This is a genomic window from Streptomyces sp. McG3 (assembly GCF_018619185.1).
Taxonomy (GTDB): Bacteria; Actinomycetota; Actinomycetes; order Streptomycetales; family Streptomycetaceae; genus Streptomyces.
Window position 1 is genome coordinate 1 of record NZ_JAAXYC010000219.1, and the last position, 13,391, is coordinate 13,391.

The following is a 13,391-nucleotide window of genomic DNA, read 5'->3' on the forward strand; positions in this document are numbered from 1 at the left end:
GTTCGGGTGGCTGCGCATGGTCCTTGACGGCAGGTTCCATCAAAGGGCTGGTGGTCTTCACCGCTGGTCCGCCTCGTCAGGATCCAGTGCCGTTGTTGCGGGGGCGCGGGAGGCGCTTTCGGGGCGAGCGGGCTTGCTGCTCCGCGCGGATGTCGAGCTGGATGCCGGCCAGGAGCCGTTTGGTGATCTTTTCGCTGCCGTCGAGGAGGGCGGTGAGGGCGGCTTCACGGATGAGGTGGGAGAGGCTTCCCATGACTCCGCCGGTGCGCTGGTGGAGGTAGTCGGCGTGCCGGGCCAGAGTGCCCCCGGTGTGGTGGCGCAGGTGCAGGGCGTTCTCCATGTCGGTGACCAGGTCCAGCCAGGTCGCGCGCTGTTCGGCGCTGCCGCAGGACAGCGCGGTGTTGCGGACCAGGGTAAAGCGGCCTGCCAACTGTGTGCCGCGCGGCCCGTTCAGCAGGGGGGATGCCTCGACGTCGACGCCTGCGTAGACGAACGTCGCCGGGATCCTCTCGCCGAGGTGCTTCATCTGGTCGGAGGTCTCCGCGCCGGCCCGGGTGCGGGTGTCGAGCAGGTGGACGTCGTCGACGAGGACCAGCGCGGTGCCCAGCTGGCACAGCAGGTGGCAGACGGCGTCGGTGATCTGCGCCTGGTTCATCCGGGCCGCGATGGGTATGCCGAGGAACCGGGCGAACTCCGATACCAGCATCTTGGGAGTGGAGGCGGGCGGCACCGCCAGGAACACCACGGGCAGCCGGTCGGTGCGGCCGGGGTGGCGGCGCTGCTCGGCGAGCTCGAAGGTGCGGCCCATTTCCAGCAGGGTGGTGGTCTTGCCGGTGGTGGGCGGCCCGGACACGATAAGCCCGCGGCGCGCGGTGCCCTGTTGGCGGCGGTTGAGGAGCATAAGCCGCCGTACCGACAGCGAGATGCGCTGCATCGCCGGGGTGGTCAGGACGACGAACCGGGAGTGGTAGTCCAGGCGTTCCTCAAGCGACCAGTCCTCGTCCCCGGTGGGCGGGGGCTGCAGTGGGGGAGTGCCGACGAACTGCTGCCAGCCCTCCCGTGTGGTCGGCGGCGCATACGCCGCGATCTGCTGCTCCTCGTCCGGGACGGGACCGGCTTCGGCGAGTGCTACCACTGGGTTGCCTCCTGGCGGGCGTCGTAGATCCGCGACGGGCGGGGGACTGCGGCCCGCCCGGATGGCTGTTCGTCTCCGGCGGGGCCGTCGCCGGCATCGTCTGATGTGCCGAGAGGGTCTTCGTCCTCGTCCCAGCCGTCCTCGAACTCTTCATCGTCAGGCTCATCCAGGCCTGCTGGGGTGAAGGCGCCGACCAAGCCGTAGGAGAGGGTCGGGGCGGTGAGGGGGTCGGGCGGCTCCTGCTGGTTTGGGGCGGGCCCGGCGAGGGAGGCTGCGGCGCTGGCGCGTGCCGCGATGGTCCGCTCGCGGCGGGTGCCTTCCCCGTTGCCGGCCCGCCGCAGGAGGCGGTCCAGGGCCTGGGCGAGCTGTTGTTCGTGCTCGTCGCGGTCGCCGCGGCGCTCGACGGTCGCGCGGATGTGCCGCCAGGTGAAGTCGGTGAAGGGCAGGCTGACCCGCTCCTTGTGGATCCAGGGCACCTCCTCCCAGCCGCCAGGCAGCCGCACCCAGATCTGCTGGGGGTCATAGGGGTTGTGGTGCACCTCCCACATCCCGTCCGGGGCCGTCGACTGAACCCGCGGTGCGGGTTGAGGACCTCGTGGTCGTAGGTGCGGTAGTCGAAGCGGATGCCGTAATCGTTGATGCCCAGCCGCTTGACCGGCATGAGCTCGACGTAGTCGTCTTCGCTGAGCAGCACCGGCACATAGCCGGTCACGCCGACCAGCGCGGCCCACATCTCGTTCGGCGACACCGCGAGCTTCGGGGCCAGAGGATGACGCAGGGATGCGTGCCGACGGTGCTGCCAGTCTGCGACCAGCCACTCGTCCAGCAGGTCCTGCACCTGCGGCAGCGTCCAGAACGCCTCGTCCTCGACGTGAGAGCCGCGCTGAGTGACGTCGGAGCCGGTGTAACCGGCCACGTACTGGGAGAACCGGTCGCCGATGGTGCGGAACATCCGCTCGACATGTCCCTTGGCCGGACCGTTGGCCGGCGGCGCCGGCTGCACCGACACCCCCAGGCTGTCGCACGCCGCGACGAACGAGGCGGAGACGAACACCCGGCCCTGGTCGACGACCACCGTCTCCGGCATGATCACCGGACGAGCCGCCGCCCCCTCCAGCCGCGCGTCCAGATACACCAGCCGCGCGTAGGGGATGACCGACCGCGACATCGCCAGCGCATCTTCCCACCCAGGGCGCATCCGCATGGGCGTCACCATCTGCGCCAGCAGAATCGCCGCGTCCACCGACCCTGTGCCCATCGGCCGCAGAACGGTCGCACAGATACTGCGCGTCGCCACGTCCAGCGCGATCGTCAACTCGGCCTTACCCACCACCCCGTCGGCCAGGACCACCATCACGTCCAAAGGCGTGCTGTCCAGCATCACCAGCCCACCGGGCCGCAACGCCACCGTCGGGGTGAACGGCGGAGCCGGCCGTGAGGAATGACGGCGCCGCTGTGCCGCCGTCCCCAGCAGTCCCTGGCGATCGGCGAGGGCGTGCACCAGCCGGTTGAACGTCGAGGCTGGCGGTACCTTCACCACCCCCACGCCGTGGGTGTCCTCCAGGATCCAGCCGACGGTGCGCCGCAGCCGGCTCAGCGTCCCGGTCGATCGTTTCCGCTGCGCCTGCAGTGCTTGCTCGATCGCGGCGATCACCCGCTCGTCGGCGCGTCCCACTGGTGAGCGGCGGCGGGCGGCCCGGCCGTCCACCAGCCCCCACAGGCCGTACTCCCGGTAGCGAGCCCGCATCCGCCGCACCGTTACCGCACTGGCCGTCTGCCCGGCCGCCGTCAGCTCGGCGGCCTTGGTTGCCTCCCGCTTCGCCATGGTGCGCCGGGCCGGATCGTACTCGGCCCGCGGCACCTGGCCCTGTCCCGGAACGGGGTACCCGGTCTCCACCTCGCGCACGTGCCGCTCCCAGGCGTACGCCTGCTCGCGCACGTGCTCCGGCAGTTCCTCCAGGAGCCCGAACGGCGGCACGCTGCGCCGCGGGGCGCCCACCACTTCGAAGTCGGGGTCGGCGAAGAGGTAGTTCACCAGGACCGTGGCGACGGAGTTGTCCGCGTCGATCAGCTTTACGGACAGGCCTTCCAGCATGACGACCGTCCAGGTCCGCTTCGCGAAGCGCACCTGAGCTCCGGGCTCCAGTACCGTGCCGCTCATCCCTGCCCCCGCCCTCGGGCAACCGCCGTCACGGTCACCCGCTCGTGCAGGGGCACGCCGAGTGGAGCCGACAAGTCGCTGTGCCACAGTGCGTGGAAGACCACCGGGAAGACCTGGATTGGGTTGCCAAGTTCATACACCCCCTCGATCAGGGGCCGCGGCAGCCGGAATGCCTCGGCCGCGCGCCTGGCCAGCTTTCCGCCCTTGCAGCGGGGGTGCCGGTACCCGGCCAGCCAGCGCAGATTGGCCGCCAGAACCGAATCCGGGGGCCGCAGAACCCGGTACTGCCACCCCACCGCCGCGGCGGCAGCCTCCATCACCGCCGCCCGGCAGGCCAGGCGCGGAGAGATGTCGCCGTGCCCTGCGCAGTCCGCAAGCAGACCCCTGCCGTCCGCGAGCCGGGCCATCAGATGCGGTGCGTGCCGCACCCAGCCTCCGTCTCGCCCACGCCAGGTGAGTTCCACCGGGCGGCACACAATGGCCACCACGCGAGGGTCATGGTCCAGCAGCATCACCTGGGTCCGCATCACCCCGGACGCATAGTGCACCAGCCGCCCGTCGGTCGCCGACCACCACCCCGGCGCCATCCGCTTGCCATGCCGCACAGGGAAACGGCGCACCGGGCCGCACTCCTCCCAGCAGACACCACGTGCGGCCTCCGCCCACGGCATCCGCCGCTCGGTCCCCGCCTGGTCGATGAACCGAGCTATCAGCCCGTCGCCGATCCCGACCGGCAACTCCGCGGCCTCCTCAGCATCGTCCGGCATCCCGTCCGACGTCCCGGCAGAGCGACCGGGCGCGCGAACCGGCTCACGGACCGCCGCGAGCGGCAGCGGGTCGCATCCTCCGCCCGCCGGACCAGATGCCCGAGGACCGGCCTCCGCAGCGCTGTGCGCTCCCGCGATCTGCCGTGGTGGCGGGGGCAAACCGGGGCCGCCGGATGCCGGCGGGTGGTGCCTGTCGATCATGCGCTCCAGTCAAGCGTGCCCGGCTCGCGCGTACGACCTGAATCGGCCAATTTCCGCCACCCGGGCGGTCCTGGTTCGCCCAGTGTTGTTGATGACGGCCCGCATCCTACGGCGGTGTCAGTGCAGACCCTTGCCCCACGCACGCCGTTCGCCGCTGGCGGCCGGGTGCGGGCGGTGGCCACCCGGGTGGTGCGTGCGGTGGCTCGTCGACTGTGACCTCACGTCCCGCGTTACAGCTTCGTCGAGCCCCTGCTTCCGTTAGCCGGTCCCGTCCCCTGGGTCAGGCGCTGCATCACGTCAGAGGGCCGGGTCAAGGTCGCCGCGAGTGCAGCGAAGAAGCTTGCGAACTCGTCCATGGCGGCTTCCCTACTGCGCCGCCAGTCTTCAAGGGCGTGGCAGAAGTCCCGCTGAACGAGCGGTGAGATGCCGTGCAAGTGGTGCGCGGAGAGCTCGGCGACGACCTGCTCCCACAGGGCCCATTCCCCCTCGACGGCCGTTGTCGACGGTGTGACACCGGTACGTTCGGACATCCTGCGTCGTAGAGCTTGCAGGGGGCTGTCCCTGACCTGTAGCTGCTCGCGTGCTGCCGCTTGCAGACTGTCGAGCTCAGCCTCCAGTTCGCGGAGCCGCTGGGACAGCGCCGGTGGTTGCGGTGCTGCCAGGTCGGTGACCGGAAGCGGAACCACCTGGAGCGAACGGATTGCTCGCGGGTGGATGGCGAGCGACAGCGAGCCGATGGCTTCGTGGGTGTTGAGGTAGCGGAGGGCATCGAGCCCAAGAGCCTGTAGTTCGTCCAGACTGATCTGCGAAGCCGGCTCGTTGTTCTCCTCCCGGTAGCCGTCGTTGATGCGCCCGGCGCTGATACCGAGGGAGACTCGGTACAGGTAGAACGAGGACGTGGCATCGTCCTGATCGCGCATCCGGCGCAGCATGTTCTCTACGGCGGCCTCGTATGTGCCGACGTGGAGAGCCTTGGCGCGCTCGATGTGGGTTCCGTAACGGTGTCCGAGGCGCAGCTCAGCTTCCCGGACCCGTGCAGCGAACCTGCTGGTGTAGTCGGGCGACGGCCAGTCGGGCGATGTACTGGAGTGATACCAGGCGAACCGGGCGACCGCAGAGTTGTCGAGGGCGGGATCATGTCGGTCACGGATCCCGGCGACGGCGCGCCCGTAATGGATCGAGGTACCACAGTGGCTGCACGCAATCCGGGCGTCGAGTGACTCGCGCTCGATGTAACCGGCGGCGGAGAGATCGGACAGTTCACCGCAATCGCATTTCATCCGGAACCCGTAGTCGAACCGGGCCTCGCGCTCCTGCAGATCGTTTGACTCCGCGGGCTGCTGGTCGTTCGTCATCCGGGTGGCTCTCCGCAGGGGGTCGAAGTCGATGTTCAGAACGGTCGTGCCCGGGTGGGTCTGGGGCAAGGGTTGGCTGCCCCACCGCACAGCACGGCCGGGCCTCCGATGTACACCTGCATGAGGGATAGCAAAAAAGCAGTCATATCAGGAAAGTGTTCCGCCTAACATCGGTGCATGACCGGGGAAGAGATCGCGCAGGAGTGCCCGATGCCAGGTGCTCATCGGCGGCTGATGGACGGCCATGCGCAGTGGCACAGGTTGCACGAGGACTACTTCGATCCGCACGGGTTCAGGATCATGCTGAACGCGCTGGTCCCGAACCTGCGGAACGTCACATGGCTGCTGCAGAAGCAGAAGAAGGAGCTCGCGGGCTTCGACCAGTGGTATCCCCGGTTCCAACAGCAGTCCGGCAACAGCGAGATCATGCGGTGGGTCGTCAAGTCCCGGAACCGCATCACCAAGGAAGCCGATCTGGAGCTGCACAGCGAGCTGCAGATCGTCTGGCAGCAGAACTGGCTGCAGCGCGTTCTGGGCGCCTCGGCGAAGTTCCCGCCCCGGATGTCAGTCCAGGAAATCCTCGACGATGTCGTCCGCCGGTACCGGCCGCCGGGCGGCACTGTGACCGTGCGACGGCGCTGGGTGGACGCGGCGCTGCCTGAGTGGGAGCTGCTGGACGCGACGGGGGAGGCGTACGCACAGCTTGCCGCGCTGCTCGCCGAGGGACACCGTGCAGCCGGTGTGCAGGTGTGCGACCTTTCGGCACGTGAGGAGGAATGCGTGACGGCACGCCTCAGTTCGTCGGGAACCAGGCCGCACTGCATGCTGGTTGCCAAGGATGACCTGGAAGCCCACTTCGACGTACTCAGGGGCGTCCAGATCGAGTCATACAACCTGACCATCGAGCGCGACGAGGACGGCACCAGGCTGGCGATCGAACGCTACGGCCAGCAACCCGAGCCGCATCCCGGGGATCCGATCGCTTCGGTGCCCTGGCACATGGCCAACGCCCGGCGGCTGATGGAGAAGGACGGTTTCCACACGATGTTCGTCTTCCTCTACAGGGGAGAGACGATGGTGCAATTCGGCCATCTCGACTTCGACAGCCAGGGCACGAAGATTCTCTCCTTCGAGAAGCTCGCGAACCAGGTGAACGCGCTGAAGGCTGACGGCGTCGTCGTGACCTCGGAATCATGGTTCGCCAAACCCACGCGCACGGAGCAGGAACTCGGCACCGTACTCATCCCGCCGCGTGACCGCTTGGACCGGCTAGAAGCGCTCACCGTTTACGCCGCGACGCGTGACGGCCGCCGGGCAGGACAGATGTCCCTGGTTACTCGCGGCCCTGCCCGGCAGACGACCTGTTCTGATCCACAAGACGCCGAGTACGCGGTAGAGCACACCCTCGCCCCCGTTCTGAGAATGTGGGAGGAGACTGCACAGCCGACCGGCTGACACGCTATTCGGCGTGCTCTCTCGCCATGGCCCGACGACGGCACTTGGCCAGCGTGTGGCGGCGGTGCCCCTGTGGAAGGAGACAACCGGTCCAGCAGTTCGGGCTCCGTAAGGCGATGATTGACCTGCACGACGGCGGTCTCATCCGGATGGTCCACCCGGCGAACGGAGAGCAGCCAGACCTGACGGAGGCCATCGAGGCCGGCCACGCTGCCCTGGCATGAGGGCCCTGCAGGGCCCGTCTGCAGGCCCGCCCCAGCGCTGAGGGAAGAGCGGCAGCGCTACGACGGGCATGAGGGCCCAGCGGCTACCTCCGTCAGGCCCATTCCATGCCCACCTTCCGCAGCGCGCCCAGTTGCTCTGCCGTGAGTTTGTCTCGCCTCGCGCGGGTGTTGGAGACCCATACGCCGAGCTTCACCGGCACCGGCTCCTCCTGGCCGTCGACCTCGATCTCGACGACCGCGCCGCGGGGTACGGGCCGGCCTGCGCCTTCCTGTTCCACCCACTGTGCGAGAGCCGCCAGGCCCCGCTGGAACGCATGCTGGGCCCTGCCCGATCCCGTCCTCGACCGTGCAGCCACCGGGGCGGGGGAAGGTGCTTCAATGGGTTGTACGCCCAGCGTGGACAGCCGTTCCTGCTGATCGGTCGACAGCTGCGCCCACGTGCCTGGGTTCTTCTGCCGCTCCAGCCATCGTCCGATGTCGTCACCCTCGAACAGCACCCCGGGGTCGATGTCCGGCAGGTGGCCGTCGGCGTCGACGAGGTCGGCCAGGACGCGTTGGTGGCGTTGCCAGTCGAGTGGCCAGGGGCAGTTCCAGTCCGGGTCGATCGCGGCCAGCTGCTGCGCGCGTTGCGCCGCTCGCCCGGGGTCCTTGCCGAGCCCGCCCCTGCGGCGGAGGTTGGCGAGGAGCTGTCCGATGGCCAGTTGCTCGCCGTCCCCCTCGCCTTCGCCCCAGACAGCGTCCTGCCGGGGTGCGAGATGCCCGGTGGCCCGCCGGTAGGACCGCAGCGCGGCGAGCTTCTTCTCCCATGCTTCGTCGCCTGGTTCCCAGACCATCCCGGCTTCGTCGAGGAGCTCTTTGCGGTGGGTGTCGAGTTCATCTGCGCGCAGCGCCTTGCGCTGCTGGTGCACCCACCGGCCCAGGGGATAGTCCTTCGTCACGCCGGCCTCGGTCTCGACGTCATAGGGGACGGCGTGAAGGCCGGTGATCTCGTTCTCGGTGCGCCACCGGATGAGGGCCTGGTAGCCCTCGAGCCAGACGAGGGATTCGGGCCGGATGACGCGGCAGCGGGTGAGGGCGGCGATGTCGGCGGCGTCGCGGGGGGAGGCGAAGTTGACCACGATGGAGGTGACCCGGTCGCCCTCCTGCTGCGCCTCGCCGGCTTCCGCGGGCATGTCCCCGTTCTCCGGGCCGGCCGCGGTGGCGGGGCGGACGTGGATGCGTCGGCGTTCGGTGCCGCGGGTCAGGGCGCTGGAGGCGAGCTGGTCGACCATGCGTTCCGAGTGCGAGCGCAGGGCCTGGAGGATGTCGACCAGGGGCTGGTAGCTGGCCGAGGCGATCATGTCTTTCGGGTCTTCCCCGGGCTGGAGGAAGACGGGGATGATGATCCGCGCGGTCTTGGCCCGGCCGTCGGGGTTGGGGCGCAGGGCACGTCCGATGTTCTGGACGACGTCGACCTGGGAGCCGCGCGAGCCGACGATGCACACGGCCTCGACCCCGCGCAGTCCGGTGATGTCGACCCCGACCCCGAGTGCGCGTACCGAGGAGAGGAAAGCCCGGTGCACCCGCCGGCTCTCGGAGTCGATGCCGTTGGCGAACCGATGGATCACCGCACGCCGGTGCGCGATGGGATGGTCCCCGCACAGCCAGTCCGCCCACACCCGGTCCGCAGGCACATGACGGCCCTCCTCCAGCTCGTACAGCTCGGCGTCGATCGACGACGCGGGCAGCGTCTCCGCACCGGCCAGTGCCGCCGCGGAAGCCTCAGCGGCATACAGCTCGGCGGCGGTGCCCGGCATCTGCCCGGCGAACGCCTCGGCTTCCTCGACCCGCTGGTGGAACACCATGGTGGTGTGCAGATTCTGCTGCGCCGCGTGCTCCAGCAGCGCCGCCTGGAGCAGGGCCATGCGCCGGCCACGCCGGGCGTCCTCGGACAGGCCCAGGATCGGGTCGGGGTCGCGGATCTCCAGCACGTCGATCTCGAACCCCGCAAGGATCGAGCGTTCCACCGCCTCTGCCAGACCGAGATCGAAAATCCGGGTGCCGTAGGTGCGGGAGTCGTCCTCCATCGACGCGATCACCACCTCCCGCCCGTCCCGCCCGCGCTGCGGCCGGGGCGCGGCGAGGATCCGCGGGGTCGCGGTCAGGTAGAGCCGGAAGTCGACCGGAATCCGGGACTGATCGTGGATCGCAGCCCACGGCCGCCCCATGTCCCCGGCCGTCATGTGCCCCTCGTCAAGAATGGCCAGGTCAAACGGAGCCATCCGCTGCCCGTACAGCCGCTCCCCGCCCGCCAGAGCCGATTCCAACGGCCCAGGAACAGTCCCACGGCCAGAGACATCGGCGGGGTCCTCACGGTCCACGAGAGAGGCGTACGTAGCGAACACGACCACCGGCCCGGACCCCGCCCACAGGGCGAGCTGGATGGGGTTGGTGGTGGTGCGTACTCCGAGCTGCTCCAGGACCTCGTCCCTGTCCACCGAGCAGACCGCGACCATCGGCGCCCGGTGCCCGACCCGCCGCCAGGACTGGGCACTCTGCACGATCAGGTCCAGCGTGGGCACCATCACCAGAATCCGCCCGCCCGGGAAGTACTCCAGAGCGCACGAAGCGCTGGTGATCGTCTTACCGGACCCGGTCGCGGACACCCCCATCGCACGTGCCCCCTCCGGAGGCACGAATGATCTTGCAGGGAATCCGACCCAGTTACGAAAGCTCGACTTCTGGTCGACCTGGTGCTCCTTGAGCGGAACCACAAGCATTTCTAGGCCCTCCCCGATTCATGCGGTCTTTCAGATGGCCGCGTGCAGAGTGCAGGCTCCACCGAGGTCGATCCAGATTGACGCATCCGTCCTGTGCCCGCCGCCGGGCTTTCCGTCCTTGAAGGACAGCTTGCCGTCCGGATCGCTGTTTCTCGTCCACGCCGCCCAGAGGCCGCCAGCCTCGCCCAGCCGCTTCCAGCCCAGGGCCGCCGCACCGTGGTGTGCGAAGCGTGCGCGGCAGCACGGCCTCCCGGACGAACTTCTTCAGCGACACCAGGTCCACCCCCTCATGCTGGCTCACGTCCGCCACATGTAGGACCAGTTCAAGGGCACCGGCAGACCGGCAGACCGGCCGCCGCGCCGTGAACCAGTCCCAATCCGCGATGCCCACCAGTGCCTCGCTCGCGACTGTCGCTGTCCTACCCCGCGGCGCAAGGGGTGCAGGTGCTCCACGATCCGCGCTCGATTGAAGGACGTGTCCGTCATGACGACGATCGACTGCACCCCGACGCCCGACCCGGCCACTCCCGCACCGACCCCGCGTCGGCCCCGTACCGCCCCGCCCGTCTTCGCTCTGCGGGCTGTGCTCTTCCTGGCGGGTGGGCATGTTCGTGTTCGTCACCATCGCCATGGTCTTCTTCATGCTGGACCGCCCGAACGTGCGGGACGCCACGGGCTCGTTCCTCGGCGGGACCGCCGGATGGGGCGCTCTGATCCTGTCGCTTGTCCTGTGCGTCCTCATGGATACCGGGACCGGCCCTCCCCGTGACCGGCCGTACTGGCTCTGTTCACGTCGCGGAGCAGCGTTTCGACAGCAGTTCGGGAGGCACCTGGTGCTCGGGATGTTCACGAGAACGGGTTCTGGCTCAACTTCTGTGGTGCCGGCTCGGCGATCAGTTCACTAGGACTCAGAACGATGGAAACTAGCAGGTCGGTCCATCCGTCCGACGCAGGCATAGGCGCGAACGGTGCAGCTCCACAGAAGTTGAGCCAGAACCCGAGAACGGGCATCGCCTCGGTGGTGACCGGTTGAGCGCCGCCTGCGGCCTGGCTGGATGACAAGACAAAAGCGCTGGCTACGGGCGCAGGTGGTCCCCAGTGTCGCGCCGCTGCCGAGCAGCGGCGGGTGCCTCCCGTTCTCGTGAACATCGATCCCGCCGGCCTGCGGGTGCCTCCCGAAGCAATCGACATCTGCCGTCGGAACTCGTGAACAAAGCCACCGGCCGTACCCTGTGCCACCCCGCCGGGCCAGAGGTCGGCGGGGTGGGGCCCTCTGTCCCATCCGTGTCGATGGGCCCGGGCGCGGAGGAGGGGGTTCACTGTCATGAGGGCGGTACACCGCAAGGAAGTGTTGAGAAGGCTGGTCCGGCGCGCGACTGCGGGTGGAGGGCGCAGTCCGTAGACAGCAGGAAGGGGAGGCCCGGAGGCCTCCCCTTCTGCATGGCGGTGCGTGCGCCAACACGCGTTCCGCCTACGCCCTCAGTTCTTGGTTGCACCCAGTGGACCAGGGCTTTCACAGTGGCTACCTGTTAATGGCTGCCATTGCTCGCCCAGTGTGGGCGTAAGTCCTCTGGATCGCAAAAGACACCTGTACACGGCTGGTCCAACGGGCTGTACCGATGCCCATACACAGCAGTCCTGTCTCCGCAAACCGCTCCGCGCCCTTGGCAGTTGTGCAGGTTAGATCCTCTGCGGCGGCAATTCTGGATGCTGTGACGGGCGTCACGTTCGCCTCGAACGGATTTGAGCCAACGAGTCGACAAAAGGATCATATCGGTCCGCTGTCAGGTCGATCGGATTGGGAGGGGCGCAGCGCTCCTGGGACACTGGCATTGCCCGTAGCGGGATGCAGCGCCAACTGCCCCTCGCCGAAACGCGGGTTGCACCCAGAGGACGGGGGTGCGCCGGTCTCCGGACCGGCGCACCCCCTCCTGTCACACCGATGGATTCATTCCATCGACAGACAGTCGAAGTGAGGCTTTCGCCCATGTCCGCTAAGAACGGCCGCCACGCCAGCGCCATCCCTACCGTCGGCACAGATCTGTCTGCGCCCAAGAACGCGGGTGATGCCGGCGCCGCTCGTCTTACCCTGGCCCACACTCTTCTTCTGATCGCGTTCCCGGCGCTCGGGGCGGTGTTGTTCGCTCTCGGGATGACCACCTCGGAGATCCCCGTCTTCCTCGGCTACTGCGGAGGCATTGGTGCCGCGGTGACCATCGCCGTCACCGGGGGACGTCGCGCCCTCCTCGCCATCGCGCACGGAATCATCGCAGCCACGGGTGCCGGGAAGTAGGGGCCTGCCGTGCCGCGTCCAGAGAAGCCCTTGAACTGCGCCCCCGCCCGCGAAGCCTTGGCGCAATGTCTCCGCTCCATCCGAACCGCGGTAGGGGCGACCTATAGCGAGATGGCTGCCGTGGGTGGGGTCCCCCCTGCCACGTTGAAGAGGATGGCCTCGGCAGCCGGCGGCGTTCCTAAGTGGGAAAACGTAAACTCGTATCGCGATATTTGCCTGGAGCTTGCGCGGGGGAACGACTTGTTCCTCGCCGCCGCTATGGGAAGGCAACTGCGCGACCTGTGGGTAAAGGCGCGGAAGGAGGAACGAGGCACCCTCGACTGGCGGGCACCGCACACCGACCTTCTTCGCAACGCAGCCGACCTAGGCTATGCACTTTGTGTCCTCTACGAGGATGCTGGTGCGCCACCCCTTCGGGAACTACAGACCAAAGCCGGAGGGCCAGTTAACCTTCCCCTGAGCTCGGCCTCCCTCATCATCAAACGGAAAATGCTGCCCTCGGATACGCGCCAGTTCACCGCCTTCGTTAAAGGCTGCGGTGTGAGTGACCGAAGCTTCAAGAAATGGTCTGAAGCGTGGTATCGAGTGATGCTGGATACTCCGATCAGGACTTTCACATCTATGGGTGAATCCGAGGAAGAAAGGCTTATGAGGATAAACCTCGGACGGAAATACTTCAAAGAAGCAGCTGGCGCGCTGGATCCCTTGCCCCGGACCCCTTGACCCATGGGGCAGCGGCCTGCCCCGGCCGCCCGAGCGGGTGAGGCAACTGCCCTTGGCCCAGGTGATGGGGACGACTGGGTGGGGCCGTGGAGGTCATCAGAGCTGGCAGCGCACCCCGCTGGGTCCGCGTTCGTGTCGTGCGCGCGTGAGCCGGTGAACTCTGGCGGGTGGCAGGTTGCCCGGGGCGGTCGTGATGGTCTGCGGGAGAGAGTCAGTTGGGCATTGTTGCCTGAGTGTCAGTGACACAGCCTCAGTGACCTGCTGGTTGGAACTGACGGGTAGTGCCGACCTGTTGCTGACATGCGTGACGATAGCCCA

Annotated in this window: 8 protein-coding genes; 3 read left to right on the top strand and 5 right to left on the bottom strand. The window is 68.2% G+C overall.

The window, feature by feature from the left end; genetic code table 11:
* Window positions 1-76: 76 nt before the first annotated feature.
* The 4 genes from HET64_RS27640 to HET64_RS27655 form a co-directional block, all read right to left on the bottom strand.
* The gene (locus tag HET64_RS27640; RefSeq protein ID WP_215109881.1) at window positions 77-1,087 is read right to left on the bottom strand and encodes a TniB family NTP-binding protein; all 1,011 of its coding nucleotides are present in this window, start codon (window positions 1,085-1,087) and stop codon (window positions 77-79) included.
* On the bottom strand, window positions 984-3,296 hold the full coding sequence (locus HET64_RS27645; protein ID WP_251145956.1) for a transposase: 2,313 nt from the start codon (window positions 3,294-3,296) through the stop codon (window positions 984-986). The genes HET64_RS27640 and HET64_RS27645 overlap by 104 nt, the downstream gene beginning before the upstream one ends.
* A complete protein-coding gene (locus tag HET64_RS27650; RefSeq protein ID WP_215109876.1) occupies window positions 3,293-4,063 on the bottom strand; it encodes a TnsA-like heteromeric transposase endonuclease subunit in 771 nt (256 codons plus the stop codon). Before HET64_RS27650 ends, HET64_RS27645 begins: the two co-directional genes overlap by 4 nt.
* A 431-nt stretch (window positions 4,064-4,494) precedes the next feature.
* A complete protein-coding gene (locus HET64_RS27655) occupies window positions 4,495-5,619 on the bottom strand; it encodes a hypothetical protein (RefSeq protein WP_215109877.1) in 1,125 nt (374 codons plus the stop codon).
* Window positions 5,620-5,796: 177 nt separating this feature from the next.
* Here HET64_RS27655 and HET64_RS27660 point away from each other — a divergent pair, with 177 nt between their 5' ends.
* Window positions 5,797-7,074, top strand: coding sequence for a hypothetical protein (locus HET64_RS27660; protein WP_251145957.1), 1,278 nt, complete (start codon window positions 5,797-5,799; stop codon window positions 7,072-7,074).
* Between the two features lie 316 nt (window positions 7,075-7,390).
* Here the strand turns inward: HET64_RS27660 and HET64_RS27665 are convergent, their stop codons facing one another.
* Window positions 7,391-10,057, bottom strand: a complete 2,667-nt coding sequence (locus HET64_RS27665) for a DEAD/DEAH box helicase (RefSeq protein WP_215109878.1) — start codon at window positions 10,055-10,057, stop codon at window positions 7,391-7,393.
* 1,987 nt (window positions 10,058-12,044) lie between these two features.
* Between HET64_RS27665 and HET64_RS27670 the strand changes: the two genes are divergently transcribed.
* Window positions 12,045-12,350, top strand: coding sequence for a hypothetical protein (locus tag HET64_RS27670; RefSeq protein WP_215109879.1), 306 nt, complete (start codon window positions 12,045-12,047; stop codon window positions 12,348-12,350).
* A 153-nt stretch (window positions 12,351-12,503) separates the two neighbouring features.
* Window positions 12,504-13,073, top strand: coding sequence for a hypothetical protein (locus tag HET64_RS27675; RefSeq protein WP_215109880.1), 570 nt, complete (start codon window positions 12,504-12,506; stop codon window positions 13,071-13,073).
* Window positions 13,074-13,391 lie beyond the last annotated feature (318 nt).

Coding starts and splice junctions, on each gene's coding strand:
- HET64_RS27645 (WP_251145956.1), bottom strand. CDS start 3,296: ATGAGCGGCACGGTACTGGAGCCCGGAGCTCAGGTGCGCTTCGCGAAG.
- HET64_RS27650 (WP_215109876.1), bottom strand. CDS start 4,063: ATGCCGGACGATGCTGAGGAGGCCGCGGAGTTGCCGGTCGGGATCGGC.
- HET64_RS27655 (WP_215109877.1), bottom strand. CDS start 5,619: ATGACGAACGACCAGCAGCCCGCGGAGTCAAACGATCTGCAGGAGCGC.
- HET64_RS27660 (WP_251145957.1), top strand. CDS start 5,797: ATGACCGGGGAAGAGATCGCGCAGGAGTGCCCGATGCCAGGTGCTCAT.
- HET64_RS27665 (WP_215109878.1), bottom strand. CDS start 10,057: ATGCTTGTGGTTCCGCTCAAGGAGCACCAGGTCGACCAGAAGTCGAGC.
- HET64_RS27670 (WP_215109879.1), top strand. CDS start 12,045: ATGTCCGCTAAGAACGGCCGCCACGCCAGCGCCATCCCTACCGTCGGC.
- HET64_RS27675 (WP_215109880.1), top strand. CDS start 12,504: ATGGCCTCGGCAGCCGGCGGCGTTCCTAAGTGGGAAAACGTAAACTCG.